We start from the raw sequence: 26,619 nt of genomic DNA, 5'->3' as shown, positions 1-26,619 counted from the left end.
TTAATTTCCATTCATAATCCGCATTTTTGCTTCATCTGCGGAAATATCCAGCTTTCTCTTTTTATATCCGCTTATTCTCTCGTCAAATCCGCATATGTGCTTATAGTCACAGTATGTACAGGCATTCATCTTGCCGTCTTCGTACGGATTGACTGAAATATCCCCATTCAGGATATTCCGTCCGAACTCCCTGACCTTCTTGTTAACAAAGCTTGATATTGCCTCATACTCCTCGGGCTTTGCCGTCTGTGATCTTGCAGAAGGTGTCCCGTCCTTTTTGATTTCAACAGGAATGATGTCTGATCTTCCGCTAAAACCTGCGTCAAGCTTCCTGATCACATCCATATTTTCATTAACCAGTCCGGTCATTTTAAGTTGTGAAATTATCTCTTTATTGATATCATCTGTTACCGTATCCGCATTTCCTTCAATCATGGGGTCTTCCACATGATAGTAGAGAATTGCTGCCGGAATTATCTCCTTATCGCTGTGCTTTTTCTTTTCACATGCAACGGCAACATTCATATACATCACAAGCTGAAGCTGAAGACCGTAATACAGATATGCCAGATTAAATCTGTGCTCACTGGACTTGAAGTCCATTACCTTGACATATATCCGATCCTCTTCAGAGCATAGATCAACTCGGTCAATCTTACCTTTAAGTTTCATCTTCTCTGTTATGTTTTTCTTTTCATCCTCTGAGAGAGCCACATTGATCTCATCAAGGTCCCCTGCCTCCTGAAAACTCATTTCCACATAGGCAGGATTGAAAGAGCTGGTTGAAATCTGGTATTTCAGAGTGTCTACGGTTCTTGTAAGTATTCTTTTTATGCGTTCTATCATGTGCTGATTCTGTGCACTGCTTCTCAAAATAGTGTCACCGTACGCATCAGCGCATTCTGTTAAAGCTCGATTTAATATTTCATCAGATTTTTCCTTGGAGAGATCTCTCCAATCAATACCTTTTGTTATTATTTCTCCGGTATACTTCTCAAGCACCTGATGGAACACGTTTCCAAGGTCTGATGCATCAAAATTATATTCCTCTCTCTCATTGAGTGAGAGGCCATACTTGATAAAATGCGCGTAGGCACAGCTTGCATACCGCTCAAGCCTGCTGACGCTGTTCTCCAGTGTTGCTCCGTAAAGTGCAAGAGCAACCGCTTTGGCAATCGGAACAGATTCATAATGCACGAAAGCTGCCTCAGTAAGTCTCTTAACAAGCTCATTGTCATCGCTTTCAGCGAGGACCTTTTTAAGGGTGAACATTTCTGTCTCTTCCTGCTCAGAGAGCCTTCCTCCCGCATACTCTCTTACAAGATCGGAATATGCTTCCATTCCGTCTTCAAGACTCACCATCTGAGGTTCAAATCCGCTTTCCATGGGTCTTTCAACTTCAAGCCCCTCAAACATCTGTCTGAGCTTGGGAATAAGATACGCACACCTTAGACTCTTACCGTCATTGCCCAGTTCAGCATATGACAAAAACAGTTTGTCCGTAGGTTTTGTAAGATTCATGTACAGATAGAGCCTCTGTATATACATCTGCTGTCTGGGAGATGGTGCAAACTCAATATCCGTGCCTAGGTCCTGCAAAAACTGCCTGTCAATATCCGACAGAATGCCTCCGCTTCCGGCAGATGAAGGAATACTACCGTCATTAACACCAACGAAGAACAGGACTCTGACCTCTTTAAGTCTCGTCCTCTCTATATCACCCACAATTATCCTGTCGACGTCCTGTGGTATCGTACCGACAGAAATCTCGCCAAAGCCCGCACTCAGTACATCCCTGTACTCAGCCATATCAAGCTTCTCATCACCAATAAGACCATTCATCTGATTCAGAAGTTCCATTACTCTTGTATATATCTGATCGTATTCTCTGGCCTTTTTAAGGTCTCCCTTCGATTCGAACATCTGAGTATAGGCTTCAAGTTTTTCTTTTGAATTTGCAGCCTCTATGACGCAAATAAGGGCATCCGTGATCTCCTTTACAGATCCTCCCTTTGCATCAAAGAGCGGTTTAAGATCCGAACTGATCTGCGCTCTCATAGCATCCAGCTTCTCAAGCAGCTGCTGTTCTTTTTCCTCTATTTCCTGCTTCCTTGAGGTAAACTTCCTTGGCATTCTGCGCAGAAATCTGTCTTCCCACTGTTTTCGGCCACTTATTCCCAAAGCTCTCACATAGTTCTCAAGCAGGTCCGTATCACCCGGATCAAACCCTGTCATTCCGCTTCTCATGTAGTGGAAGACATCCTCATACCTGTATCCCGAGATCACAATATTAAGAGCACTTGTTATGTATTCAATAAACGGATTGAGCATAAGAGAAACATTCTGATCCACATATACGGGGATACCAAACTTATTCGCCGCTCTGGTGATCATATCTCCGTAAGTATCAAGAGATCCGCATACAAGCGCAATATCCCTGTATGCATAGCCCTCATCCCTTACCAGATTTGCAATCTTGATCATGGTCTGGCGAATTTCTTCGGCAGGCGTAGTCGTACGATATATGAATATTGAATTGTTATCTCCGGTAAACTTCTCAGGGTTATATCGGAAAAGAGCTTTCTCCAGAAATGCCAGTGGCTCATTGTCTTTGAGCCTGGCAACAGGCTCTTCTGTGTAAAACACATCCCCAAGATCGCCTTTTCCCGCCATCTCACTGTGTCTTAGCTTCCTATATGTCTCAAAATCAGGTACATTGGATCCGTTTTCCTTCTGAACTTCAAACTCCAGCTTCTCAAGGTCTCTTACCGTCTTCTTGCTGAGCATAAAAAGCTCCTGCTCCTGGAAAGCATCTGCGTAAGGATCCTCATCAGGGCTGATGGTCACAGAGAACACGACTTCTCTGCAAAGTGACAAAAGCTCTTTGATAACCCTGTACTGGATTGGTGTAAAGCCTGTAAATCCGTCAAAAACAATAACGCTGTCTCTGATGAGCGCTGACTCCGGAAGTGCTTTGCACAAAATATCCAGAGTTTCCTCTGTGGTGATGAATTTTCCCTCTATGTATTCAAGGAACTTGCCATAGAGAAGTCTAAGATCCCCTAGCTTGGCTCTGAGCGCGCCCTTCTTAGAGCTCTTTTCCTCGAGAAGACAAAGGTCCTTGTCTTCAATCCCGTACATCATGAACTCAGAAATTGTGGACTTAACCTCATCCAGATATCCGGGTTTGTGCATATTCCTGCCTATAATCGGGAGTTCATACCCAAGCATATCCGAAACATGCCTGAGCACCAGGCTCTTACCCACATCATCAAGCACAGAAAAAGAGCCATGGCCTGTCTCCTCAAATACTCTGTGGGAGAGTCTGCCAAAGCTCAGTACATCTATGTTCATGATAGCCCTCTTAGGATGCAGTCTGACTACATCCTTCTGAGTCTGCATCGTGAACTGATCCGGCACTATGATAAGAAAATCAGTGCCCGGCTCCTCTATGCTTCTCTTTATTATTTCCCTGTATAATCCGGTGCTCTTACCTGCTCCGGATGCCCCAAAACAAAACCTTAACATATTATTCTCATCCAATCATTTCCATACATCATCCTTGATCTCATCCGCATATCTGCAGAGGGAAATAAACTTCCATCTGCCATTATAATAAAACGGAAGTATCATGTACATCTGCATTCTTCCGTCATCCCCCGGTGTAGCAGACCGATAATAATCAACAACATATTCATTTTCTGTATCCTTTATCCTGTCACGGACTGTAGTAATATCATAGAATTTTTTGAAACGTTCCTTGTCCTCAGGATAAATATAATATTCAGAATATAACCTGACAGCCTCTTTGGAATCTCTTGTAATGTCAGAAACAGACTTCTGATCTGCATTGAGGAAGATATTGTCAACAGTGCCGTCCTCATCAAAAAGATCAACTCTGAAATATTGATTAAAGACATGCGCCATGGCAACGCGCAAACTCTCTGCAGTGTCATTTTCCTCATGAATCGAATTATTCCTGGATACAACTGCAAAGGCTTTGCGACCACCGCCTTCACCTAAAAATCTTATCTTATGATTAACCGCATTGCCGTTTGTGACTATATCAGAAACAGACCTGTGGTCAGGGCTGTCTGCTGCACGCTTCAATGACACTGTAAATTCCATAACGTCGGGATGATTCGTAGTTCCGTACACGCTGTTGGATTCCGACAGTGAAGCATAGCCCAATGTACTGAGGTAATCGAGATAAGCCCTGTTTGCAAAAATACATTGTGCTATTTCATCCTGAAGCTCAATAATAGCAAGAGGCAGGTTATTAAATACCTCAAAGCTCTTGTCTCTAAGTGGCGTATTTCCAAGGAAATTGACCTCTCCGATCCTGTCATAGTAGGGTGCAAGAGAGAAGTCCTCACATACACCAGAACTGCAGTCCACCGCTCTGTCAAAATCATCTACAGGCATTGGCTTGCCAAAAAGGTAACCCTGAAGCTTCTCACAGCCTATCCTGCGAAGGAACTCATACTGCTCCTTGGTTTCAACACCCTCAGCCAGAGTGTGGATACCAAGTTCCTTGGCCATATTTACTATCATTGCCAGGATAACCTGCGTCTTTTTATTGGTATCGAAGGTACGCAGAAAATCCATATCAATCTTGAGCACATCTATATCAAAGTTCTTAAGGTTGTTTAAAGAACTGTAGCCTGAGCCAAAGTCGTCCATCCAGACCTCATATCCTGCATCTCTGAACTTCCTGATCTGCTGATCAAGGAAGTCCGCACCGAAAGAAAGGGCACTCTCTGTGACCTCAACATGAATAAGATCAACCGGTATGTCATATTTGTCCCTGCACTTGTCAATCTCTACCATGATGTCACACAGCTCAAAATCAAGCTGTGAAAGGTTTACCGAGACCGGTTCAACCGCGTATCCGCTATCGATATCATCCCTCAGGTCCTTACATACCATTTCAATGATGCACAGATCAAGCTTATGTATCAGATGAACCTCTTCCAAAACCTCAATAAAGATAAGGGGCGAGATTATTCCCATAACAGGGTCCTGCCATCTGGCAAGGGCTTCATACCCGCATACCTTGCCGGTTAATGCTCTGACTTCCTTCTGGTAATAAACCTTGAAATACCTGTTCTCAAATGCATTCTCGAAGTTGTCAATAACGTATTGTCTCAGCTCATTCTTCTTGCTAAGCGCTTCATCATAGAAGTTTATGCTCTTGTCATATACCCTTATGATATCATCGCAGGCAGTCTTAGCCCTGTCGATCATGATAACAGGATCTGCCTCATCTCCCGCTTCCTGATATATTCCGGCCTTGATATGAAGGCGAAGCCCCTTGTCATGCTTTGTTGAAGCTTCCGAGAGCATGGTAAGCCTGTCCGTTATCTCTTTTTCATCCAGGGAATTTGCAAGAATAATAAACTGATCACCTGCCGTTCTGGCAATCAGTTCCTCAGGGAAAAGACCTTTTATCTCCCCTGCAAGGCCTCTTAAGAATTCATTGCCTCCAACAAATCCATATCTCTGGTTGAAGGCCTTAAAATTCATCACATTCAGATAGATGATAACCGAGCTGCTATCTGCAGCACTTTTATCGTGGCTCTGCAAATGGCTTAAGATTCCATTCAGATTATAGAGCCCTGTTAGCTCATCAATATTATCGTAATTATCCATTGATTACCTTCGGCTTGTGTATAAAGTTTATTATTCAATTATAGCACGTTTCTGAACTAAATATCATTTATTGCGATTATATCTCCTTACCTTGTTAATGTGTCTCTCAAAATCTCCGCTGTCAATAAGGCTGGCAATGACTAGCTGATCCAGAGTGGGAACAGGACACTCATAGAAGCCTGTCTTGTCGGAAAACTCACAGATGAGGTTCTCCGGAAGCACCATATATGCGCACCTTGCATAGCTTCCAATGGTCCTGGTAAAGGTGTTGACATAGATAACCCTCCCCTCTTCGTCCAAAGAGAATATGGTCTCCTCAGGCTTACGGCTTGGAGTAAACTCTGATTCAAAGTCATCTTCTATGATATATCCGCCATTCTTCCTGCTCCATTTAAGGTATTCTCTCTTCTTGGAAGCAGACGCGGTAACACCACTGGGAAAGCTCCTGTAGGGAGTTATGTGAAGTATCTTCACATTGCTGTTCCAGAGCTCATCGCTCTCAATTCCGTCGTTGCCCAGCTTCAGCATTTTGAGACTTGCACCTCCGGCAGCGTAAACCCGGGCAATCTTCTGATACGACGGACTCTCTATTCCGTAATCCACGTCCCTTCCGAAAGTCTGGACTATAAGCCCGTACAGGTACTCAGCCCCCGCTCCTACCACTATCTGATCCGGCGTAACATCAAGCCTTCTTGACCTGATGAGGTACTCTGCAATGGCGCTTCTAAGCTCAAACAGGCCATTCTGGGGTGACTTCTGCATAATATAGTCATCAAAGTCACTGAGTACCTTCCTTACTGTTTTAGCATAAATTGAGTACGATAAACCGGGCTCATTCTTTTTATTTTGATTATCAGCCGGTTTTTCCCTGAATCTGGCAGCGTAGCCTTCACTGTTTTTCAGGCGCTTGATCCTGTTTCCGGCTGTTATAAAGCTCTTTTCCGCCCCAACGTATATATCGCTGTCGTCAAAAGACACAAAGTATCCACTCTTCTGTCTGGGCACAATATACCCTTCCTCCGCAAGTAGTTCATATGCATGTTCTATTGTAATCACGCTCATATCCATGGCTTCTGCCATTACACGCTTGGAAGGCAGCTTTGTTCCAACCGGATATCTGCCTCCGATTATGTCCTTTCTGACCTGTTCATATACCGTTAAATATCTCTTTTCACTTTGCATCTTCACCTCAATAAAATCTGGTCATATAAAATATTTTGTTTTTGATATTTTTAATATTATCAGTTTGATGATATATTGATTTAAGTTTGTTAGTCAAGACAGAAAATAAGGCTACTATCAAGGAGGAGAACATTATGGAGAAAACAGTTTTAAACAAGGTAACGCTCAAAGAGGTGAATAAGGTCAGATGGCTCACTGTAACCGCCATATTTATGGCTCTTAACATCGCAATGTCAAGTTTTGGCATCACTGTTCCGGGAGGACATCTATACCTATGTGACCTAATCATATGCACAGCATCACTCCTGCTTGACCCACTTGCAGCGTTTATTGTAGGCGGTATCGGATCATTTTTGGGGGACATGATCTTTTACCCGCTTCCGATGTTTGTTTCACTTGTAGTACACGGTCTTCAGGCAGCCACCATTTCCTACATGGCTCATAAGGGAAAAGAGAGTATTTCCAAATCCCTTGTTGCCACTCTTGTTGGTGCTGTTATAATGGTAGTTGGGTATACGCTGGGTAAGACATTTGTCTACAGCACATTCGAATATGCCATGATAAAGCTCCCTTATGAGATTGCTCAGGCTCTTATCGGTGTTGTGGGCTCTCTCCTTCTGTGCTACAAAGCGGGACTTATCAAGATCTTTAAAAAGATGGAACTCAGCTGACCCAAGAACATGATTAAAGGCAGGCGATTTCAATGAATTATTCAGAAGTAAAGGCTCAGGCAAATCAGGCAATAACAGAGATTTTAGAGAGTGCAAAGCTTAGGGAAGGTTCTATTTTCGTAATAGGCTGTTCTTCCAGCGAGATTCTCGGAGATCAGATCGGAACAGCTACAAACCTCGATTCAGCAAATGCAGTATATGACGGTATCATCCCCGTGCTCAAGCAGAGAGGCATATTTGCAGCCGCCCAATGCTGTGAGCATTTAAACAGAGCTCTTGTGGTAGAAAGAGCCTGTATGGACAAATACGGATTTGAGCAGGTAAATGCAATACCGCAGCCCAATCACGCCGGCGGAGCCTTTGGAACCGTATGCTATGAGAGATTCGACGATCCTGTACTTGTAGAAGATATCGGTGGCAGAGCCGATGCAGGAATAGATATAGGGGGAACCATGATAGGAATGCACATGCACGCCGTTGCGGTTCCCATGAGAATATCACTTCGCAAGATCGGCGAAGCACCTATAACATGTGCCCGTCACAGGCCCAAATATGTCGGCGGACAAAGAGCTATCTACGATCAGAGTCTCATCTAAATAATAAAAAAATAAGGCCCCATCGGAATCTCTCCGATGAGGCCTTAATTATTACCTTTATCCGGTTATTATAAATATCAGTGGTGGAAAAGACGAAGACCTGTAAATGCCATAACCATATCATGGCTGTTGGCAGCTTCGATTACATTGTCATCCCTTACTGATCCGCCGGGCTGAGCAACATACTTAACGCCGCTTCTGAATGCTCTCTCAATGTTATCTCCGAACGGGAAGAAAGCATCTGAACCAAGAGCAACATCAGTGTTCTTATCAAGCCAAGCTCTCTTTTCAGCCTGGGTAAATACAGGCGGCTGCTCCTTAAAGATGTTCTGCCACTTGCCGTCTGCAAGAACGTCCATGTAATCCTCGCCGATATAAAGGTCGATGGCATTATCTCTGTCAGGACGCTTTATTGTATCAAGGAAAGGAAGATTCAGAACCTGAGGTGCCTGACGAAGGAACCAGTTGTCTGCCTTGTTTCCTGCAAGTCTTGTGCAGTGGATCCTGGACTGCTGTCCTGCTCCGATACCGATGGCAGCTCCGCCCTTTACATAGCAAACTGAGTTTGACTGTGTGTACTTAAGAGTGATAAGTGCAATCTTGAGGTCGATGAGAGCTGCCTCAGGAAGGTCCTTGTTGTCTGTAACGATGTTCTCAAACATATCGTCATTGATTTCGATGAAGTTGTGTCCCTGCTCGAAAGTGATACCGAAAACCTGCTTCTTCTCTATAGCCTCGGGAACGTATGAAGGGTCAACCTTGATAACTGCGTAGTTTCCGCCCTTCTTAGCCTTTAAGATTTCAAGAGCCTCATCTGTATAGCCGGGAGCAATGATACCGTCTGAAACTTCTCTTTTAACAAGACGGGCTGTATCTGCATCGCACTCGTCTGAAAGAGAGATGAAATCACCAAAGGATGACATTCTGTCAGCTCCACGGGCTCTTGCGTAAGCATTTGCCAGAGGGCTGAGCTCGCCAAGATCCTCTACCCAGTAAATCTTCTTCTCAATGTCTGTAAGAGGTGTACCTACTGCAGCACCTGCGGGTGAAACGTGCTTAAAAGATGTAGCTGCAGGAAGTCCTGTTGCCTTCTTAAGCTCAGAAACAAGCTGCCAGCCGTTTAATGCGTCAAGGAGGTTGATGTATCCGGGACGACCGTTAAGTACCTCGATAGGAAGGTCTGCGCCGTTCTCCATGTACACACGTGAAGGCTTCTGGTTAGGGTTGCATCCGTATTTTAACTGAATCTCGTTCATCTTATTTCTCCTCCTTTTTGAAGTTCTTGTTGTAGATCCTTGTCTCTTTTGCTCCGGTTGCGATATCGATATATCTTGTGAAAAGAGATACCTTGTTATCAGCGTTAAGTGCTGTCCAAACATCATCTGTGAACTTATTGATGTCGCCTGAGATATTTACCTGTGTGGGCTCTCCCTCAAAGCTTGGAAGCGGATTTCCGTCACCCTGATATGTGTGGATGAAGTATCCCTCACCGGCCTTAGGATTCTCGTATGTATAGGTAAATCTCTGGCATGAAGAAGGATCGCCGTGGTTGCTCTTAAGGATTGAAAGAGCAAAGTCGTATTTTCCACCCTTAACGTTCATGATACCTGAAATTCTTGGTGTATAGTTAGGTGCATCAGGCTCGAACTCTCTTGTTCTGAGTGACTCCTCAAAGCTCTGTCCTGCCTGCATAAGCTCGTAAATTGTATCTGTCTGATCACCGTTTGTAACGATGGTTGATGTTCCGCGAACACGAACAGGTGCGTAGATGATAAGGCTTGGATCCTCCATCTTGGACTCATCGAAAGCCTGGGTGCGGATTCCCTCTCCCTCCTCTACAAATACTCTGTTTCTTGAGTTCTCACTTCTACCCATGATGAAATATGCGCATACTGCATACTTGCCATCCTCTGATGTACCAAGGATGATGCCCCTTCCGGGATAGGTTGTGCTTCCGAGTTCTTTCTTAAGGTCTGTCATACTGTTCCCTCCAAAAAATAACCGCCTGAGCGTGCCACTAAAAGCGGTTGCCCAGGCGGTCGACTGTTCAAAATTATTATCTGTACTCCCATGTGGTTACCCACTTATCCGCCAGTTGTACAGACACATATAACATACACTGAAACTGATATTTTTTCAAGGAAAATAATGCACAATTAATATTTTCCGGTAACGTTTCCGACAAATTATGGCACACGGTACATTTATGTGTTATTGTTAATTAATGACGAATTCAGAAAAGCATTATTGGGAGGTACACACATGCCTGATTGGTTAAAAGATGCCGTATTTTACGAGATATATCCGCAGTCCTTCAATGACACCAACGGAGATGGTATCGGAGATATTAACGGTATTACGGAAAAACTTGATTATGTAAAAGAGCTGGGATGCAATGCTCTCTGGATCAATCCCTGCTACGATTCACCATTTAAGGACGCAGGCTATGATGTTCGCGACTATAAGAAGGTAGCAAAGAGATACGGAACCAATGAGGATCTGTACAAACTCTTTAAGACAGCACATGAAAAGGGCATTCATGTTCTCCTTGACCTGGTTCCCGGACATACTTCGGAGGAACACGCGTGGTTTAAGGAGAGTAAAAAGGCTGAGAAAAATGAATATACAGACAGATATATCTGGACAAACTGCTGGATAGAGGGAATTGCAGGCCATCCTTATATTGGCGGTGAGGCTGACAGGGACGGCTGCTACATGCTGAACTTCTTCAAGTGTCAGCCGGCTCTTAACTACGGCTTTTTAAAAAGAACCGAAAGTTGGCAGAAAGCCCCCGATGATCCGGCATGTATCGCCACAAGAGAGGCTCTTAAGGATGTTATGCGCTTCTGGCTTGACAAGGGATGTGACGGTTTCAGGGTGGACATGGCGGATTCCCTGGTAAAAGAGGATGATGAGAACAAATCAGCCACCGGAGCCATCTGGAAAAATATCCGTGAAATGCTGGATAACGAATATCCCGAAGCAGCCATCATTTCTGAGTGGAGCAATCCTGTGCAGGCTCTTAAGAGCGGATTCCACGCAGATTTCTACCTTGATCACAGAGGAAACGGCTACAACACTCTTCTGCGCGACTATGAAACAGAAGGCGGCGACAAGAGCTTTCTTAAAAAGGACGGAAACGGCGATATCATGAGATTCCTTAGCGATTATCTGCCCAAGTACGATGCCACAAGAAAAGACGGCTATATCAGCTTTATAACCTGTAATCATGACACTCCGAGGCCCAGAAGAACACTTGGCTACGACGAGCTCAAGATTGCCTATGCAATGTTCTTAACTCTCCCCGGTGTTCCGTTCATCTACTATGGCGACGAGATCGGAATGAGATACTTTGAGCTTCCCACCAAGGAAGGCGGCTATACAAGGACAGGAACAAGAACACCTATGCAGTGGGATAACACAGAAAACAAAGGATTTTCTAAAGCTCCTGCCGATAAGCTCTATCTCCCGGTAGATCCGGCTGATGACGCACCGACTGTAGCCGATCAGGAAAAAGACCCTGAATCACTCCTGAACACAGTCAAGGCCCTTACAAAGCTACGCCACGAGTATACGGATCTTCATGCAGGTTCAGAGTTTGAGATAATATACGCCGAAGCTGAAGAGTTCCCGTTCGTATATAAGCGTGGAAATCTGATCGTAGCCATAAACCCGTCAGATAAAAAGACCTCAGCCACCCTTCCTAAGAACACCACCAAGGTGTTCGAGATAGGTCAGACTGAGATAAAAGATGCTTCATTGCATATGCAGCCACAGAGTTTTGTGGTACTTCGATAACTAAACGCACGCATAAAAAATCCCCCTTGACGAGGTTAAGCGACCAGCCTCGAGTTAAGGGGGATTTTTTTGCCTATTTATTCTACAGTTACGCTCTTTGCCAGATTCCTTGGCTTATCAACATCAAGTCCCTTAGCAACACTGGTGTAATATCCAAGAAGCTGAAGAGGAATGATCGCAAGGCTTCCAACAAAGTGTTCGTCAACCTTAGGGATGTAAACCGTAAAGTCTACCTGATCTTCAATGTTATATCTTCCGTAGGTAGTAAGTCCCATCAGGTAAGCACCACGGCTCTTGCACTCAGCCATGTTGGAGATTGTCTTCTCAAGAAGTGATGGCTGTGTGAGAACGCCAATTACAAGTGTACCCTCCTCAATAAGAGAGATTGTACCATGCTTGAGCTCTCCTGCTGCATATGCCTCAGAGTGAATATAACTGATCTCTTTCATCTTAAGGCTTCCCTCAAGTGAAATTGCATAGTCTATACCTCTGCCGATAAAGAAGATATCGTGAGCATTGGCATATTTAGCTGAGAACCACTGGATACGATCTTTCTCATCCAGGATCTTCTCAATCTTATCAGGTATGCTCTGGATTTCTTTTATGTAGTATGAAATCTTGTCGCTATCAAGAGTCTCTCTGACTTCCGCAAGCTTAAGTGTAAGAAGGTATCCGCAGATAAGTTGGCAGCTGTATGCCTTGGTTGTAGCTACTGAAATCTCAGGTCCTGCAAGGGTATACATTACGTGATCTGCTTCTCTTGCGATGGATGATCCGACTACGTTTACAATAGCAAGAGTCTTAATGCCGTTCTCCTTGGCAAGACGAAGTGCTGCCAGTGAATCGGCAGTTTCTCCGGACTGGGAAATAACCACAGCAAGGGCATTCTTATCAAGAGGCATCTGGCGATATCTGAACTCTGAAGCAAGCTCTACTCTTACAGGAATTCCTGCGAGTTCCTCAATGATATACTGCATCTCCATGCCAACATGCCATGCTGATCCGCAGGCAATGACATAAATCTGAGATATCTCTTTTGCCTCTTCATCTGTAATTCCGACTTCACTAAGATCAATCGTAGTGCCTGATACATACTTGCCGATGGTATCTGCAACTGCCTTGGGCTGCTCGTGGATCTCCTTCATCATGAAGTGCTCAAATCCACCCTTTTCAGCAGCTTCTGCAGAGAAGGTTACTGTTGTAACTTCCTTCTCAACCTCATCACCGTCAAGGTTAAAGAATGTAACCTCTCCGGCTCTGATACGTGCCATCTCCATGTTATCGATGTAATAAACATCTCTTGTATACTTAAGGATGGCAGGTACATCGGAAGCGATAAAGGACTCATCATCCTTGACACCGATGATCATAGGGGACTGCTGTCTTGCAACATAGATCTCCCCGGGATAGTCCTTGAACATAACTTCAAGGGCATAGGAACCACGTACTCTAACCAGAGTCTTGGCAATCGCATCGATAGGTCCTACTTTGTATTTCTTATAATAGTAATCAACAAGCTTGATCAGAACCTCAGTATCAGTATCTGAATAGAACTTGTAATTATGTCTTATAAGCTTTTCCTTGAGTTCCTGGAAATTCTCGATAATTCCGTTGTGAACACCGACAACCTCAGACTCTACTTCTCCTGAGCCTGAGCCTGTGCAGTTTCCGCTTACATGAGGATGTGCGTTGATAAGGCTCGGTGCACCGTGAGTTGCCCATCTTGTGTGACCAATACCGCATTCTCCTGAAAGGGCATATCCTCCGTTAGTTTTGTTGGAGAGATTCTCCAGTTTGCCTACAGCCTTAACGACTACTGCCTGGTCTGCGCCATTTCTGACAGCAATACCTGCTGAATCATATCCTCTGTACTCAAGTTTTGAAAGTCCATCAAGCAGTATTGGTCCTGCCTGCTTGTGGCCTATATATCCTACTATTCCACACATATAAATTTACTCCAAATGACCTTTCTCACGGATCACATCAATTACCTGATCCACATACTTTTCGCAGATTTCATCGCTCTCTGCCTCAACCATTACACGAATAACCGGTTCGGTTCCGGACTCTCTTACAAGGATACGTCCTGTATCGCCGAGGGCCTTAGCAACTTCATCAACTGCATTCTGTACATCAGGATCGTTCTGTGCATCAGGCTTACTCTTTACTCTTACGTTCTTAAGAACCTGAGGGTAGAAAACTACAGGAGCTGCAAGAGCACTCATAGGCTTCTCTTTTGCAAGCATAACCTCCATAAGCTTAAGAGATGTAAGAATACCGTCTCCGGTGGTTGCATACTTGGTGAAGATGATGTGTCCTGACTGCTCTCCACCTACGCGGTGACCATATGTAACCATGTTCTCGTATACATACTTGTCACCAACCTTGGTCTTCTCGTACTCGATACCAACCTTATCAAGAGCCTTGTAAAGGCCAAAGTTACTCATTACTGTTGTGACAACCTTGTTGTTGGCAAGAGCGCCTCTCTCCTTGAGATAGAGACCGTAAATATAGATGATATGATCACCTGTGATAACGTTGCCCTTCTCATCTACAGCAAGGCATCTGTCAGCATCACCGTCAAAGGCAAATCCGACATCCAGGCCCTTCTCAACAACAAACTTCTGCAGATGCTCAATATGAGTTGATCCGCAGTCTGTATTGATATTAAGTCCGTCAGGCTCATTGTTTATAACATAAGTCTTGGCTCCAAGAGCGTCAAACACTGCCTTGGCAATCTGCCATGAAGCACCGTTGGCACAGTCAAGTCCAACCTTCTTGTCCTTAAAGCTGAACTTTGAATTGGAGATGAGATAGCCTACATAGCGGTTTCTTCCTGCAACATAGTCAACTGTTCTTCCGATCTCTGCTCTCTCAGCAACAGGAATCTCGATCTTGCCGTCGATGTAATCCTCAACCCGGAGAATGGTCTCTTCGTCCATTTTCTCACCGTTGCCGTTAAAGAGCTTGATTCCGTTATCGTAGAACGGATTGTGAGATGCACTGATCATGATACCGCAGTCAAAATCGTCTACTCTTGTAATGTAAGCAACTGAAGGAGTTGTGGTAACGTGCATGATGTAAGCATCTGCACCGCTGGCCATAAGACCTGTACAAAGAGCGTACTCGAACATGTAGCTGCTTCGTCTTGTGTCCTTACCGATAACAACCTTGGCCTTCTTGCCATGGTTGGCACCATAGTACCATCCAAGATATCTTCCGATCTGTACTGCATGCTCAAAGGTCAGGTTCTTGTTAGCCTCTCCTCTGAAGCCGTCTGTTCCGAAATATTTACCCATTATCTGTCCTCCTTGTGGATGATCTCTCCACTGTTCTTATAGATCGAATTCTCAGGAACAACTCCCCTTACGCAGGAAGTCGGATAAACGTTGGAATTACGGCCGATAACTGTACCGGGGTTGCATACTGAATTGCAGCCAACCTCAACATGATCGCCCAGCATAGCGCCGAACTTCTTCATGCCGGTCTCAATATTCTCTGTTCCGTTGTGAACAACAACGAGCTTCTTGTCACTCTTAACATTGGAAGTGATTGAGCCTGCTCCCATGTGTGAGTAGTATCCGAGGATACTGTCACCTACATAGTTGTAATGAGGAGTCTGAACGTGATCAAAGAGGATTACATTCTTGAGCTCAACGCTGTTTCCAACAACGCAGTCAGCACCAACAAGGGCTGATCCTCTGATGAAGGCTCCGTGTCTGACCTCAGTATTTGGTCCGATGATGCATGGGCTTCCAAGATATGCGCTCTCAAATACGGTTGCGCTCTTGTGAACCCACACGTTCTCCTTAACTTCTGTATACTCGTCCCCAAGCTTTGGCCCAAGTTCAAGGATGAAATCCTTGATTCCCTTTAAAGCTTCCCAGGGATAAGTAAACTGACGCAGATAATCTGCTGCAAGTGTATGATCGAGGTCATACAGATCTGTAATAGTGTACATGATTACAGCCTCTCTTTCTTCTCTATATCGAGGAAATACTTATATGTATCTACAGTAAGCTCACCACAAGCTGCTTCATCGCAGGCAATGATAGCTCCGTTGTGCATCTGAAGCGCACTGCAGGTCCATTTTGAGCTCACAGCACCCTCAACGGTTGCTGCCAGCGCTCTTGCTTTATTATGTCCGTTTATAAGAATAAGTACTTCTTTGGAATCTGTAACTGTTCCGACACCTACTGACAGCGCCTGTGCAGGAACTGCCTCAGGGTCATTTCCAAAGAATCTTGAGTTAACAATTCTTGTATCTGTTGTAAGATCCCTTACTCCCGTACGTGAAGCAAGGCTTGTAAAAGGCTCATTAAATGCGATGTGACCGTCAACGCCTATACCGCCCATAAACAGGTCAATACCGCCGTAAGAAGCGATCTTTTTCTCGTAGTTCTCACACTCTTTGACCGGATCATCAGTCATGCCGTTGAGAATGTTGATATTCTCAGGCTTCATGTCAACCAGATGGTCAAAGAAGTTATCATGCATGAAATACCAATAGGACTGGTCATGTTCACGAGGAAGCCCTAAGTACTCATCCATATTGAAAGTTACAACGTTGGCAAAAGAGATTTCTCCTGCCTTATTCATTCTTACCAGTTCCTTGTAAACCCCGATTGGGCTGGATCCTGTAGGAAGTCCAAGAACAAAAGGTCTGTCCTTCTCCGGTCCGTTATTGTGTTCCCCAACACGCATCTTAATGTAATTTGCCGCCCAAACGCACATCTTTTCGTAATTGTCCTGAATTACTACTCTCATAATATTATTCCTTTCCTAGGTTTTATGTGCATATAGAGCAATTATACTTTTTCACATTCTGTTAGTCAAATTACATAAATTTGACATATTTTTAAGCCTAATGTAAAATTTTTAAGCGATGAAGAACAAACGTATTAATATAAGAAACTTAATATTGCTTTCAGCATTTGCCGGTGCATTTTCAGTTATCGGCTGTCTCGCAGCATATGCCGACAGAGCCAGAGTAGAAGCTTATCCTGCAGACATCTCCGGTGATGAAATCGTGTCGGCTGTTGCAAGCTCGATAGACAGCGCGGCTGAGGAGGTCCTTGCAAGCAGCGAAGATCTCTCTACCGAGACAATACAGGTTACATCAGAGGAGGCAGGTGCCACACTTGAGAGAACGGTATTTACTGTAACCGAGTATGAAGCACCAGTCACCATGTACACCAGCGATACGGTCAATGTCCGCAACGGAGCAGGAACCGATTATGATAAGATCGGCAAGCTCAAATGGGGCAGCGAAACTCAGGTAACCGGCGAGACCGATAATGGATGGTATGAAGTTTCCTACGGTGATACTACTGCATTTATCATCGGCGATTACATGGTTACAGAGCTTCCGGGCACACCACTGGTATTTGTCGGTGATTCAAGAACTGTTCAGATGCAGATGGCTGTCGGATCTTCCGATAAGGCATACATTGCCAAGATAGGTGAGGGCTACAGCTGGTTTAAGAACACCGCGCTCTCAGAGATCCCATCCTACGCAGGACCGGGAACCACCATGATCATCAATTTTGGTGTCAATGACCTCGCTAATGCAAGCAAGTATATAAATCTTGTGAACAGCAACATAGATGCCTGGACCGAGGCAGGAATAACTGTTTACTACGCAGCTGTAACACCCGTCGGCAACTGCAGCAGCGTATCAAATGCCCAGATAGAAAGCTTTAACGCAAGACTTCAGTCAGAGCTCGATCCGAGAGTACAGTGGATCGACGGCTATACATACCTTAGCCAGGCAGGTTTCTCAACCTCTGACGGTCTGCATTACAACAACGATACCTACAGGAGTCTCTACTCCTATTACATGTCTGTGATCTCACAAGCATAATTATTTATTGATTGACATCCGCTTCGCATCCCGTTATAATAGTCTTTGCGATTGCCGAAAGGCAAGCAAGCTGTTGTAGCACAGTCGGTAGTGCGTCGCATTGGTAGTGCGGAGGTCACGAGTTCGATTCTCGTCAGCAGCTCGATAAATTAAAAGCTCTCAGTTCCGTTTGGAACCGAGAGCTTTTCTTTTTATTCTTCCATCAATTTGGAAAAAAGATACTGATAAATCTCCGTATTCTTCTCCTGCCAGTTGTCGATCATATGTTGTGCAATCTCCTCTGTGGGAACAGGAACCTTGATATCCAGAATATCCTGGCCGTTCTCTCTTGCAAGGAGCTGTACTGTGTATTCATTTTCACCGGTCTTCTGATAATCCCCGAGAATAGACTTTTCGTTTCTGAGCTTCATGCTGTTGTCACGAAGGTACTCATCTATCTGCTGCTTAATCGCCGGGTTTATCCTGTTTCCAAAAAACTCTAAGGTCTGCGCCCCCTCATCCGTTATCTCAAGATATGTCCTGTTGGCCATGGTCTTTTCTGTGATAAGGTCAGATGCCGCCAGTTCACTGAATACCTCCTGCAACGTAAGGAAGGTCGTATACTCTTTTTCCAGAATAAAATCGTATATCTGGGACTTGCTGAGAGTATCGTCACACCTCTTTAGCATGTACAGAACTATCATCTTATAAAGCGTTAAATACTGCGAACTCAATTTAAAACTCCAATCAATCTACTACATGTGCCTTTACTGCTGCGCTGACCACATCAGCTACCCTTGGATCAAAAGCAGCAGGAAGAATATTCTCATCGTTAAGCTCCTCGTCAGGCACAAGTCCTGCGATGGCTGTTGCTGCTGCAAGCTTCATCTCCTCTGTGATTTGTCGCGCTCTCGCCTCCAGTGCTCCCTTGAAGATTCCGGGGAATACAAGGACGTTATTTACCTGGTTGGGGAAGTCGCTTCTTCCGGTACCGATGACGCGCACACCGGCCTCTTTTGCAAGATCAGGCATGATCTCAGGTACAGGGTTTGCCATAGCGAACATGATAGCATCCTTGTTCATCTTCTGAGCCATTTCTTTTGTTACGATGCCGGGTGCAGATACACCGACGAAAATGTCTGCTCCTACCAGAGCATCTGCAAGAGAACCCTTGATCTGATCGGGATTGGTCACATCCATCATCTTCTTCTGCATCCAGTTAAGATTCTCGGACTGCTTGTGAAGGATTCCAACCTTATCGCACATTGTAACATTCTTGAATCCGTAACGAAGAAGGAGCTTGGTGATGGCGATACCGGCACTTCCTGCACCGTTTACGATAACCTTGCAGTCTTCCTTTTTCTTGCCGACCACTTTAAGGCCGTTTATTATGCCGGCAAGTACAATGATGGCTGTTCCGTGCTGATCATCATGAAATACCGGGATATCCAGCATCTCTTTTAATCTCTCTTCAATCTCAAAGCATCTTGGAGCCGAAATATCCTCAAGGTTGATTCCACCAAAGCCGGGAGCCAGATATTTAACTGCTTTAATGATCTCCTCTGTATCCTGCGTATCAAGGCAGATCGGAACGGCATTTACTCCTCCGAATTCCTTGAACAGGACAGCTTTTCCTTCCATAACAGGCATTGCTGCGTATGGTCCGATGTTTCCAAGGCCAAGAACCGCGCTTCCATCTGATACAACAGCTATAGTATTGGACTTGATCGTATATTTGTAAGCCAGCTCTTTGTCCTGTGCTATCAGCTTACAGGGTTCTGCAACTCCCGGAGTATAAGCAAGTGCCAGATCCTCCTTGGAATTAACTTTGGACTTCGATGTTGTCTCAAGTTTGCCCTGCCACTCCTCGTGGAGTTTAAGTGCTTTTTCTGCGTTTGTCATAATAATGCTCCCCTTTCAAAATCTTACTAGAAGGTCGTGCCTACTATATCATAGGCAAAAGAGATGACCTCATTGCGTTTATCTGTATCAATATATTTAAAGACATTCCATATATGTTTCTTACCGCCGCCTGTTGTCTGAAGTCCAAGGGCAAGGCCAAGAGCTGCGATCTCGTCGCCGGCATCGGTCTGTCTTGAGAGCATGAGTGCATCGATGTAGCCGTTCTTTTCCATCTTGACATAGGCGTAAGCAAAGGCTGCTGCCTGAAGATCCTGACCCGAAGTTGATGAATAGCCAATCTCACTGAGGATGATCGATCTCACATTGCCTGATGTATCAAGCATCTCCGGCCTCTTCATATAATTGGTAAGAACTTCTATGTTGTCCATGGTTATACATGGAGTAGTATCTGAGTGATTGACATACTTGGAAGACTTCCAGAATGCAGTGTTTCCGTTGGGGAAGGAGTATGGATGAGCTGCCAGTCCCCAGTCGATGTTGCCGTACTCGGATAAAGATGCTGCGAATATATCAAGGACATCCTTGGCATCATAGTCTCCGGTCTTCTCTGTATTATAGGTCCAGCGCTGGTCAATAGGTATATATACCTTGGCTGCGCTGTTCTGACTCTTGATGGCGTTGTAGAATACCCTGAAAGCTCTGGTAAATGCCACAGTGTAGGTGTTTACGTCGGTATGAGTCATGTAGTTGTATTCTTTTCTGGCGTTGACTTCGTTCGCAATTATCCACATGCTGACATTGCCATGTCCTGAGCCTGAATATCTGTTTGCCAGGAAGCTTCCGATAGCTGCAAGAGCTTTGACTCCGCTCTCGTTGGTGGCATTGAACATGTAGTAAGGCGCTGTGGATCCGCTTCTCGCACTGGGATGAGTGATCTCCGGATATGCCGCCGTGCTGGCATTATTGAGAATAATGGCAGCCACATCAATTCCCATGGAATTAAGGCGCGTAAAAAGGTGATCATAGTCGTTCATGATCTGGGCGTTGAAGTGATAGGTAACGCCGCCGTAGGTATAAGGTATTCCACCCGATGTGACCAGGATATGATTGAGCGGAATATTATATGTGGCATACTGGCATCCCAGATCAGCCAGTTCTCCGATCCTCAGAGGATCCGGAAGAAGTCCCTTGATTGATCTGTGCTGCATACCACCGTAGCTGTAGCCCGCACAAGCGCCGGGATTGGTTATGTACTTGGCGTGACTGATGGAAACATACTTGTCATCCATTTTGACAGCGACCTGAAACTTGGAAAAGAGCCTTGAATTGGCCGCACCCTTGTTGAGGTCTACGGCAAAAGACGTGTCGTCGCTCTTATAAACCTTGGCAATCGGCTCGCTTCCCTCAACGATTCCGTCATCATAGACAGCTTCTTCAAAGAGATAGTAGTATTTGTCGTCACTCTTGGGAATTCCGTCAGATGTAACAATCACTTCAACCTTGCCGGATTTATTAATGCTGCAGTTCTCTATCATTGCGAACTCAGCTGTATTCTCGGGCGTCATCTCAACTGTTGCGGGTCTTTGCATAAGTGCTTCCGAAACTGTATGGCCCCCTTTTACAATAGAATCTATTGTTGATTCATTGATATACTCGTCGTTCTTTTCTTCCTCTTCCTCCAGAGAAGCTTCAAACAGTATCTCCTGTTCTATAGCCTCTTCCTCCGGAGTCTTACTCCTGTCGCCAATAAGGAGCCATCCCATCATGGCTCCCACGAGTACAATTGCAAAAACCGCCAGCACGCCTGACAGTATCACGATTATTCTATTTCTTCGGGCCTTTTTGCCCGTTCTTCGTCTTCTTTTCTTGATCTCCATTAAAACAAAACATTCCTCACAAATCTCGGTTACTTGTTATCCCTGTTCTTCAATCTCTTCATGTGATCTCTAATTTTTTGCTCATAACCATTGCCTGTAGGGCTGTAAAACTCCTTGCCGTTGAGTTCGTATGGTTTGTACTGCTGTTCCACGTAGTGATCGGGATAATCATGGGCATACTTGTAGCCTATGCCGTGGCCCAATTTGGATGCCGACTTGTAATGTGCATCCTGAAGATGCGGCGGTATCGGAAGATTGCCTGTTTCCCTTACCGTCTGCATCGCCTCATCTATTGAAAGATAGGCAGCATTGCTCTTGGGAGCTGTTGCGACATATGTAACTGCCTGTGCAAGCGGGATGCGTCCCTCCGGCATTCCCACTCTCTCTACTGCAAGAGAAGCTGCTACAGCCACCTGAAGTGCCTGGGGATCAGCATTACCGACATCCTCAGAAGCACAGATCATAATACGTCTTGCTATAAACTTGGGATCCTCTCCGGCGTTCAGCATTCTGGCAAGATAATAAACTGCCGCATCCGGATCAGACCCTCTCATACTCTTGATAAATGCAGAGATGGTATCGTAATGGTTATCTCCGTCCTTGTCATATCTGGCCACTTTCTTCTGAATACACTCTCTTGCCACTTCCGTAGTGATATGTATAAGTCCGTCCTCACTTCTCTGAGTGGTAAGAATGCCCAGTTCTATGGCATTTAAGGCATGTCTTGCATCACCGTCTGCAATATCCGCAAGAAAATCTGCAGCATCCGGCTCAAGGACCGCCTTATATGAACCCATTCCTCTCTCGGTATCCGTCACTGCCCTGTTCAGCAGCACCTTGATATCATCACTTGTAAGAGGTCTGAGCTCGAAAATTATGGATCTTGAAATAAGAGCCCCGTTAACTTCAAAATAAGGGTTCTCAGTGGTAGCACCAATAAGCACAACAGTTCCGTCCTCCACAAACGGAAGCAGGTAATCCTGTTGCGACTTGTTAAATCTATGGATCTCGTCTATGAAAAGAATGGTCTTCTTCCCATACATACCCTGGTTGTCCTTGGCCTTGCTTATGACATCTTCCATGTCCTTCTTGCCTGCAACCGTGGCGTTTATCTGGGTAAACTCTGCCTTGGTAGAATTGGCAATAACCTTGGCCAGAGTAGTCTTACCCGTTCCGGGCGGTCCATAGAATATTATTGAACTGAGTTTGTCTGCTGAAATTGCACGATAAAGAAGCTTGTCTTTTGCAATGATGTGCTGCTGCCCTACAACCTCATCAAGGGTCCTGGGGCGCATCCTTGCGGCAAGCGGAGATTCTTTTTCCATATTGTTTTCGCGCATATATTGAAACAAGTCCATAACACTACAATTCTACTATTTTTGCTCAGATTTTGCCATACTTATTTCCTTACTGTGTTATGGAAATGTCACCGTCGGACATTGTTATTGTGATGTTCCCTTCACGGTTAAGATATGTGGTCACACCATAGTTTTCAAGAATCTGGGTAACTTCCGGATCTTCAGGTTCTGCGACACTTGATGTGATGATGGCGTACTCCGGGGAAACCTTCTGTATAAGTGCCTCAGTGTTCTTCTCATATCGGCCATGATGCGGGACCTTGAGGATCTCAGCCTGAATGTCGTCCAGTGCAAGGAGTTCGTTTATGCGCAGTTTCTCCGCATCTCCCGCAAACAGCATGTTACTCTCGCCGACACTTACCATAATTACAAGCGATGAGTTGTTGCTATCATCATTCTCATAGGCAGTGCTCTGAGGCGGATAGATATCGTAGCTTACTCCGTCTGCTTCAAAGGATGTTTCTGTGCTGACTATGGTCTCTGAAAGGCCCTTTGAGTTTAGAGCAGCCAGGTAACTTGCGATGTCATCCGAGTCTTTTGACTTATACGTCGTGTAGACAGTGCCAATATCAAAACTGTTTATAACATGGTCCGCTCCACCCACATGGTCCTTGTCAAAATGTGTAATGATGAGATTGTCTACCTTGGTAACACCCTGCTCTTTAAGAAAGTCCACCAGTTCCTGAGCGTTCTCTTCAAGGCCGGTATCTATTACAGTCACATGGTTTTCACCGATAAGGACAAAGGCATCTGACGCATCTCCCGAAATGCATGTTATTGTAACTGATGCGTCGGCTGAAGCTGTACTTACATTCTCTGTATTTGTATTATCCGGATTTATATTTTCTGAATTTCTGCCGCATCCAACCAGCAGCAAAAGAGCCATCACAAGCCCTGTTATTCTTCTGATCCTCATGGCATATCTCCTTTGACATTAGCTTTTATAGGCATTACTATATGATATGTCATCATTGTACAGGTACTACCTAAATCTAACATTAAGACATTATGAAAGGAAATCAAAATGAAAGCAGCTAAAGCTTTTTTTATAACACTTTTTGTAGTATTACTGATCGGAGTAGTATTCCTCGTCGGTAAGAATTCAATCATGAAGGATGTGAAGGCGACTCAGCAGCAGACACAGTCAAACGAGGAGAAGAAATCCGCCAATCCCATTAAGAAAGCCATCGTCAGCGAGGCAATTGACACTTACGCCGAGAAGTCTTCAGGTAAGACAAAGGAGATCTTCGACTCCATGTCAGAAGAAGACAAGGATACTGTTACAGAGATCATCGCAAACAACGTTTCTCTTGACACTGTTTCAGAAGTTCAGTCCTATGTTAACAGCGAAGACGCCTCAGGTCTCATGGAATATGCCCAGGAGAATCTCTCCGAGGAGGAACTCAAAGAGCTCGAAGACATCATGTCAAAGTACGTAACTCCTTAATCGGCCTTTACTATATTTCTGACCCAGATGCCGCTCTTTACCAGACAGAAACCTATGATGCACTTGATGAACTCCAGGCTGTTTACGATGATGAATATAGTAAGAGCCGGAAGTGCTGTGTATCTGCTGAGGATAAAGGATGCAGGCACAGAAACAAGCCAAGCAAAGCAGCTGTCGAATATAAAGGTGATAAGTGTCTTGCCGCCCGAACGCAGTGTAAAGTAAGACACATTTGCATACGAATGAATAGGCATACAACATGCCAAAACAAGTATAAATTTGGTGGCCAGCGCTTTAGTCTCGGGAGTAGTGTTATACACCTGAGGAATAAACGGCGCAGCCATCGCAAGAAGCGATCCCATTACAATAGTGCTCATAAAGCTGAGCGCAGCCATTCTCCAGGCACTTCTTCTGGCCGAAACAAGTCTGTCGGCACCGAGTTCCTGTCCAACTATGATTCCCGAAGAATTTCCTATTGATAAAAAGACCTCGTTGAATATCTGAGAAATAGTACTGCTTATGGTCATTGCAGAGACAACTTCAAGTCCTCTTACAGAGTATGCCTGCAGAAGTCTTGCCTGTGCAAAAGACCACAAAAACTCATTCAAAAAAAGCGGAAGTGTTCTGGACAGGATAGGCCAGATCAGGCTTACGGGAATCCTGAAATTACTGTAGAGCCCCTTAAAGAATCCATAAGCCGAGCCTCTTCTGTGGGCACCGATAACTACTATGGCAAACTCCACAAATCTCGAAATAACCGTTGCTACGGCAGCACCTCTTACTTCCAGTCTCGGAAATCCCAGATAGCCGAATATCAAAAGCACATTGAACACGAAATTCACAACCATCGCTATCATGCTGGCGATCATAGGAAGTGTAGTTCTTCCGGACTCTCTCATGGCGCTGGCATAAACCTGAGTCAGACTGAAAGGCACAAGGCCTATCAGCATGATGTGCAGATATGAAAGAGCATAGCCTAAAGTCTCAGCCCTGGCTGCATCCGTAGTGTCTTTTGCAATATAATCAAGGATCAGCGCAGGCCCGTTAAAGTACAGGATTGCGATGGCAACCGTAAATATGGTAATGGCTGTCAGGAGCTTGAACCTTATGGCATAGCGCACTCCGTCCATATCTCCCTTGCCAAAAAACTGCGTGCTGAATATACCTGCGCCGGCCAGTGACCCCCATATGCACAGGTAAAAGACAAAAAGGAGCTGATTGACAACAGCCACAGACGGAATCTGCAGCGGTCCAAGGCGTCCTACCATGACATTGTCCAAAAGTCCCACAATATTGCTGAGGGTATTCTGGATGATCATGGGGAGCACCACCATTGCTACTCTTCTGTAGAATGCAGCGTCGCCAAAAAAGCACTCCTTCAAAGTGAACTTATATCTTATTGCTTCTTCTCTGTTTCCGGTTTCAAATGTCGTCATATTTTCTTCTCAAATTGGTAGTTTACCAGGAAAATTCCCAGGGACACAAGTATCAGAGAGAGTATGCTTCCTGCAGAGAGCGCCTCTTTTCCCTCTCCCAGGAAAAGAGCTGACAGAAGAACTCCCATGATAGGATTGATAAAGCCCAGCACAGACACTCTGCTGACCGGGTTGTACTTAAGAAGTATTCCCCAAAGAGTATATGCACCGGCCGAAATGAATCCCATGTATATTAGATTAAGATAACATCCCATGCTGCCAAATACAAGGCTTCCGCCCATTAAAAGTCCCACTGCGAACAAAGCAAGACCGCCGATAGCAAACTGGTATCCGCTTAGGATAACCGGGTTTTCATATTTGGAAAAGATCTTGATGCAGCACCCGGAAATGGCGTAAAACATAGCTGCACAGAGCATAGCCCCCTCTCCGGCAAAGGTTACTCCTCCTTCAGTCAGGGAAGATATTCCGCCAAAGAACAAAATTATGCCTGTAAATCCCACGCCACAGCCCACGAGCTTTTTAAGCGCAGGCGCTTCAAGCTTTAGAATAAACATGGCAATAAGAGGTGCCAGGAAATTACCGGATGCATTGATGATAGAGCCTCTGACTCCGGAAGTATTGGCCAGAGACATAAAGAAAAAATAGTACTGACCTATGGTCTGGAACAGAGACAGAATCACTATATACTTCCAGGATGTCTTTTTCGGAATAAGCATTTTCCTGCTGATGGCAGATCCGAAGATAATGACCATAATCCCGGCCAGTACAAACCTTGTTCCGGAGAGCATAAGTCTTGAGGCCGTGTCTGAGGCTTCTATCCCAAAAAGGTCATAGGCAATTTTAATAGCCGGTGAAGCACTTCCCCACAGAACACAGCAAAAAACTGCGGAAAGCACC

General features: G+C 44.9%; 21 protein-coding genes, 1 tRNA gene and 1 riboswitch. Of the genes, 6 read left to right on the top strand and 16 right to left on the bottom strand.

The window, feature by feature from the left end; translation table 11 throughout:
• The 3 genes from G590_RS0104410 to pdxR form a co-directional block, all read right to left on the bottom strand.
• Nucleotides 1-3,528, bottom strand: a complete 3,528-nt coding sequence (locus G590_RS0104410; RefSeq protein ID WP_022764462.1) for a PD-(D/E)XK nuclease family protein — start codon at nt 3,526-3,528, stop codon at nt 1-3.
• Nucleotides 3,529-3,543: 15 nt separating this feature from the next.
• On the bottom strand, nt 3,544-5,652 hold the full coding sequence (locus tag G590_RS0104405) for a GGDEF domain-containing phosphodiesterase (RefSeq protein ID WP_022764461.1): 2,109 nt from the start codon (nt 5,650-5,652) through the stop codon (nt 3,544-3,546).
• 63 nt (nt 5,653-5,715) lie between these two features.
• Nucleotides 5,716-6,834, bottom strand: coding sequence for a MocR-like pyridoxine biosynthesis transcription factor PdxR (gene pdxR, locus G590_RS0104400; RefSeq protein ID WP_022764460.1), 1,119 nt, complete (start codon nt 6,832-6,834; stop codon nt 5,716-5,718).
• A gap of 134 nt (nt 6,835-6,968) precedes the next feature.
• Here pdxR and G590_RS0104395 point away from each other — a divergent pair, with 134 nt between their 5' ends.
• Entirely contained in the window at nt 6,969-7,505 is a 537-nt protein-coding gene (locus tag G590_RS0104395) for an ECF transporter S component (protein ID WP_022764459.1), read from the top strand.
• A 32-nt stretch (nt 7,506-7,537) separates the two neighbouring features.
• Nucleotides 7,538-8,101, top strand: a complete 564-nt coding sequence (locus G590_RS0104390) for a TIGR01440 family protein (RefSeq protein WP_022764458.1) — start codon at nt 7,538-7,540, stop codon at nt 8,099-8,101.
• 77 nt (nt 8,102-8,178) lie between these two features.
• Here the strand turns inward: G590_RS0104390 and G590_RS0104385 are convergent, their stop codons facing one another.
• Together G590_RS0104385 and G590_RS18370 are read right to left on the bottom strand one after the other, a co-directional pair.
• Nucleotides 8,179-9,357, bottom strand: a complete 1,179-nt coding sequence (locus G590_RS0104385; RefSeq protein WP_022764457.1) for a phosphoribosylaminoimidazolecarboxamide formyltransferase — start codon at nt 9,355-9,357, stop codon at nt 8,179-8,181.
• Nucleotide 9,358: 1 nt separating this feature from the next.
• Entirely contained in the window at nt 9,359-10,081 is a 723-nt protein-coding gene (locus tag G590_RS18370) for an IMP cyclohydrolase (RefSeq protein ID WP_022764456.1), read from the bottom strand.
• Between the two features lie 42 nt (nt 10,082-10,123).
• Nucleotides 10,124-10,210, bottom strand: a riboswitch (ZMP/ZTP riboswitch).
• 153 nt (nt 10,211-10,363) lie between these two features.
• Here G590_RS18370 and G590_RS0104375 point away from each other — a divergent pair.
• On the top strand, nt 10,364-11,899 hold the full coding sequence (locus G590_RS0104375) for an alpha-amylase family glycosyl hydrolase (RefSeq protein ID WP_022764455.1): 1,536 nt from the start codon (nt 10,364-10,366) through the stop codon (nt 11,897-11,899).
• A 77-nt stretch (nt 11,900-11,976) separates the two neighbouring features.
• Here the strand turns inward: G590_RS0104375 and glmS are convergent, their stop codons facing one another.
• Genes glmS through nagB form a run of 4 tightly spaced genes read right to left on the bottom strand, consistent with a single transcriptional unit; the run spans nt 11,977 to nt 16,666 of the window.
• Nucleotides 11,977-13,845 (bottom strand): glutamine--fructose-6-phosphate transaminase (isomerizing), encoded by a 1,869-nt coding sequence (gene glmS, locus G590_RS0104370; RefSeq protein WP_022764454.1) that lies wholly within the window; start codon nt 13,843-13,845, stop codon nt 11,977-11,979.
• Nucleotides 13,846-13,851: 6 nt separating this feature from the next.
• Complete coding sequence (gene glmM, locus G590_RS0104365) at nt 13,852-15,198, bottom strand: phosphoglucosamine mutase (RefSeq protein WP_022764453.1); 1,347 nt, start codon at nt 15,196-15,198, stop codon at nt 13,852-13,854.
• On the bottom strand, nt 15,198-15,860 hold the full coding sequence (locus G590_RS0104360; RefSeq protein WP_022764452.1) for an acyltransferase: 663 nt from the start codon (nt 15,858-15,860) through the stop codon (nt 15,198-15,200). Before G590_RS0104360 ends, glmM begins: the two co-directional genes overlap by 1 nt.
• Nucleotides 15,861-15,862: 2 nt before the next feature.
• Nucleotides 15,863-16,666, bottom strand: a complete 804-nt coding sequence (nagB, locus tag G590_RS0104355; protein ID WP_022764451.1) for a glucosamine-6-phosphate deaminase — start codon at nt 16,664-16,666, stop codon at nt 15,863-15,865.
• Nucleotides 16,667-16,820: 154 nt separating this feature from the next.
• Here nagB and G590_RS0104350 point away from each other — a divergent pair, with 154 nt between their 5' ends.
• Complete coding sequence (locus tag G590_RS0104350; RefSeq protein ID WP_022764450.1) at nt 16,821-17,762, top strand: SH3 domain-containing protein; 942 nt, start codon at nt 16,821-16,823, stop codon at nt 17,760-17,762.
• 69 nt (nt 17,763-17,831) lie between these two features.
• Nucleotides 17,832-17,904: transfer RNA gene (locus tag G590_RS0104345), tRNA-Thr, on the top strand.
• A 49-nt stretch (nt 17,905-17,953) separates the two neighbouring features.
• Here the strand turns inward: G590_RS0104345 and G590_RS0104340 are convergent.
• Genes G590_RS0104340 through G590_RS0104320 form a run of 5 tightly spaced genes read right to left on the bottom strand, consistent with a single transcriptional unit; the run spans nt 17,954 to nt 23,755 of the window.
• On the bottom strand, nt 17,954-18,475 hold the full coding sequence (locus G590_RS0104340; protein WP_022764449.1) for a DUF4364 family protein: 522 nt from the start codon (nt 18,473-18,475) through the stop codon (nt 17,954-17,956).
• Nucleotides 18,476-18,488: 13 nt separating this feature from the next.
• Complete coding sequence (locus G590_RS0104335) at nt 18,489-19,643, bottom strand: NAD(P)-dependent malic enzyme (protein ID WP_022764448.1); 1,155 nt, start codon at nt 19,641-19,643, stop codon at nt 18,489-18,491.
• Between the two features lie 26 nt (nt 19,644-19,669).
• Entirely contained in the window at nt 19,670-21,481 is a 1,812-nt protein-coding gene (locus G590_RS0104330; protein ID WP_022764447.1) for a DUF5722 domain-containing protein, read from the bottom strand.
• 29 nt (nt 21,482-21,510) lie between these two features.
• A complete protein-coding gene (locus G590_RS0104325) occupies nt 21,511-22,839 on the bottom strand; it encodes a replication-associated recombination protein A (protein ID WP_022764446.1) in 1,329 nt (442 codons plus the stop codon).
• A gap of 49 nt (nt 22,840-22,888) precedes the next feature.
• Entirely contained in the window at nt 22,889-23,755 is an 867-nt protein-coding gene (locus G590_RS0104320) for a ComEC/Rec2 family competence protein (protein WP_022764445.1), read from the bottom strand.
• Nucleotides 23,756-23,863: 108 nt separating this feature from the next.
• On the opposite strand from G590_RS0104320, the gene G590_RS0104315 reads away from it, so the two are divergent.
• A complete protein-coding gene (locus tag G590_RS0104315) occupies nt 23,864-24,286 on the top strand; it encodes a hypothetical protein (protein ID WP_022764444.1) in 423 nt (140 codons plus the stop codon).
• Here G590_RS0104315 and G590_RS0104310 read toward each other — a convergent pair.
• A complete protein-coding gene (locus G590_RS0104310; RefSeq protein WP_022764443.1) occupies nt 24,283-25,722 on the bottom strand; it encodes an MATE family efflux transporter in 1,440 nt (479 codons plus the stop codon). The two genes, G590_RS0104315 and G590_RS0104310, sit on opposite strands and share 4 nt — an antisense overlap.
• A complete protein-coding gene (locus G590_RS0104305; protein WP_242829759.1) occupies nt 25,719-26,618 on the bottom strand; it encodes a DMT family transporter in 900 nt (299 codons plus the stop codon). The genes G590_RS0104310 and G590_RS0104305 overlap by 4 nt, the downstream gene beginning before the upstream one ends.
• Nucleotide 26,619: the final 1 nt, after the last annotated feature.

It is taken from the genome of Butyrivibrio sp. XPD2006, from assembly GCF_000420865.1.
GTDB lineage: Bacteria > Bacillota > Clostridia > Lachnospirales > Lachnospiraceae > Butyrivibrio.
This window is presented reverse-complemented; position numbering and strand designations above follow the sequence as displayed.

Excerpts from the sequence above, each read along its gene's own strand:
- G590_RS0104410 (WP_022764462.1), bottom strand. The coding sequence starts at position 3,528 with ATGTTAAGGTTTTGTTTTGGGGCATCCGGAGCAGGTAAGAGCACCGGA.
- G590_RS0104405 (WP_022764461.1), bottom strand. The coding sequence starts at position 5,652 with ATGGATAATTACGATAATATTGATGAGCTAACAGGGCTCTATAATCTG.
- pdxR (WP_022764460.1), bottom strand. The coding sequence starts at position 6,834 with ATGCAAAGTGAAAAGAGATATTTAACGGTATATGAACAGGTCAGAAAG.
- G590_RS0104395 (WP_022764459.1), top strand. The coding sequence starts at position 6,969 with ATGGAGAAAACAGTTTTAAACAAGGTAACGCTCAAAGAGGTGAATAAG.
- G590_RS0104390 (WP_022764458.1), top strand. The coding sequence starts at position 7,538 with ATGAATTATTCAGAAGTAAAGGCTCAGGCAAATCAGGCAATAACAGAG.
- G590_RS0104385 (WP_022764457.1), bottom strand. The coding sequence starts at position 9,357 with ATGAACGAGATTCAGTTAAAATACGGATGCAACCCTAACCAGAAGCCT.
- G590_RS18370 (WP_022764456.1), bottom strand. The coding sequence starts at position 10,081 with ATGACAGACCTTAAGAAAGAACTCGGAAGCACAACCTATCCCGGAAGG.
- G590_RS0104375 (WP_022764455.1), top strand. The coding sequence starts at position 10,364 with ATGCCTGATTGGTTAAAAGATGCCGTATTTTACGAGATATATCCGCAG.
- glmS (WP_022764454.1), bottom strand. The coding sequence starts at position 13,845 with ATGTGTGGAATAGTAGGATATATAGGCCACAAGCAGGCAGGACCAATA.
- glmM (WP_022764453.1), bottom strand. The coding sequence starts at position 15,198 with ATGGGTAAATATTTCGGAACAGACGGCTTCAGAGGAGAGGCTAACAAG.
- G590_RS0104360 (WP_022764452.1), bottom strand. The coding sequence starts at position 15,860 with ATGTACACTATTACAGATCTGTATGACCTCGATCATACACTTGCAGCA.
- nagB (WP_022764451.1), bottom strand. The coding sequence starts at position 16,666 with ATGAGAGTAGTAATTCAGGACAATTACGAAAAGATGTGCGTTTGGGCG.
- G590_RS0104335 (WP_022764448.1), bottom strand. The coding sequence starts at position 19,643 with ATGACAAACGCAGAAAAAGCACTTAAACTCCACGAGGAGTGGCAGGGC.
- G590_RS0104330 (WP_022764447.1), bottom strand. The coding sequence starts at position 21,481 with ATGGAGATCAAGAAAAGAAGACGAAGAACGGGCAAAAAGGCCCGAAGA.
- G590_RS0104325 (WP_022764446.1), bottom strand. The coding sequence starts at position 22,839 with ATGGACTTGTTTCAATATATGCGCGAAAACAATATGGAAAAAGAATCT.
- G590_RS0104320 (WP_022764445.1), bottom strand. The coding sequence starts at position 23,755 with ATGAGGATCAGAAGAATAACAGGGCTTGTGATGGCTCTTTTGCTGCTG.
- G590_RS0104315 (WP_022764444.1), top strand. The coding sequence starts at position 23,864 with ATGAAAGCAGCTAAAGCTTTTTTTATAACACTTTTTGTAGTATTACTG.
- G590_RS0104310 (WP_022764443.1), bottom strand. The coding sequence starts at position 25,722 with ATGACGACATTTGAAACCGGAAACAGAGAAGAAGCAATAAGATATAAG.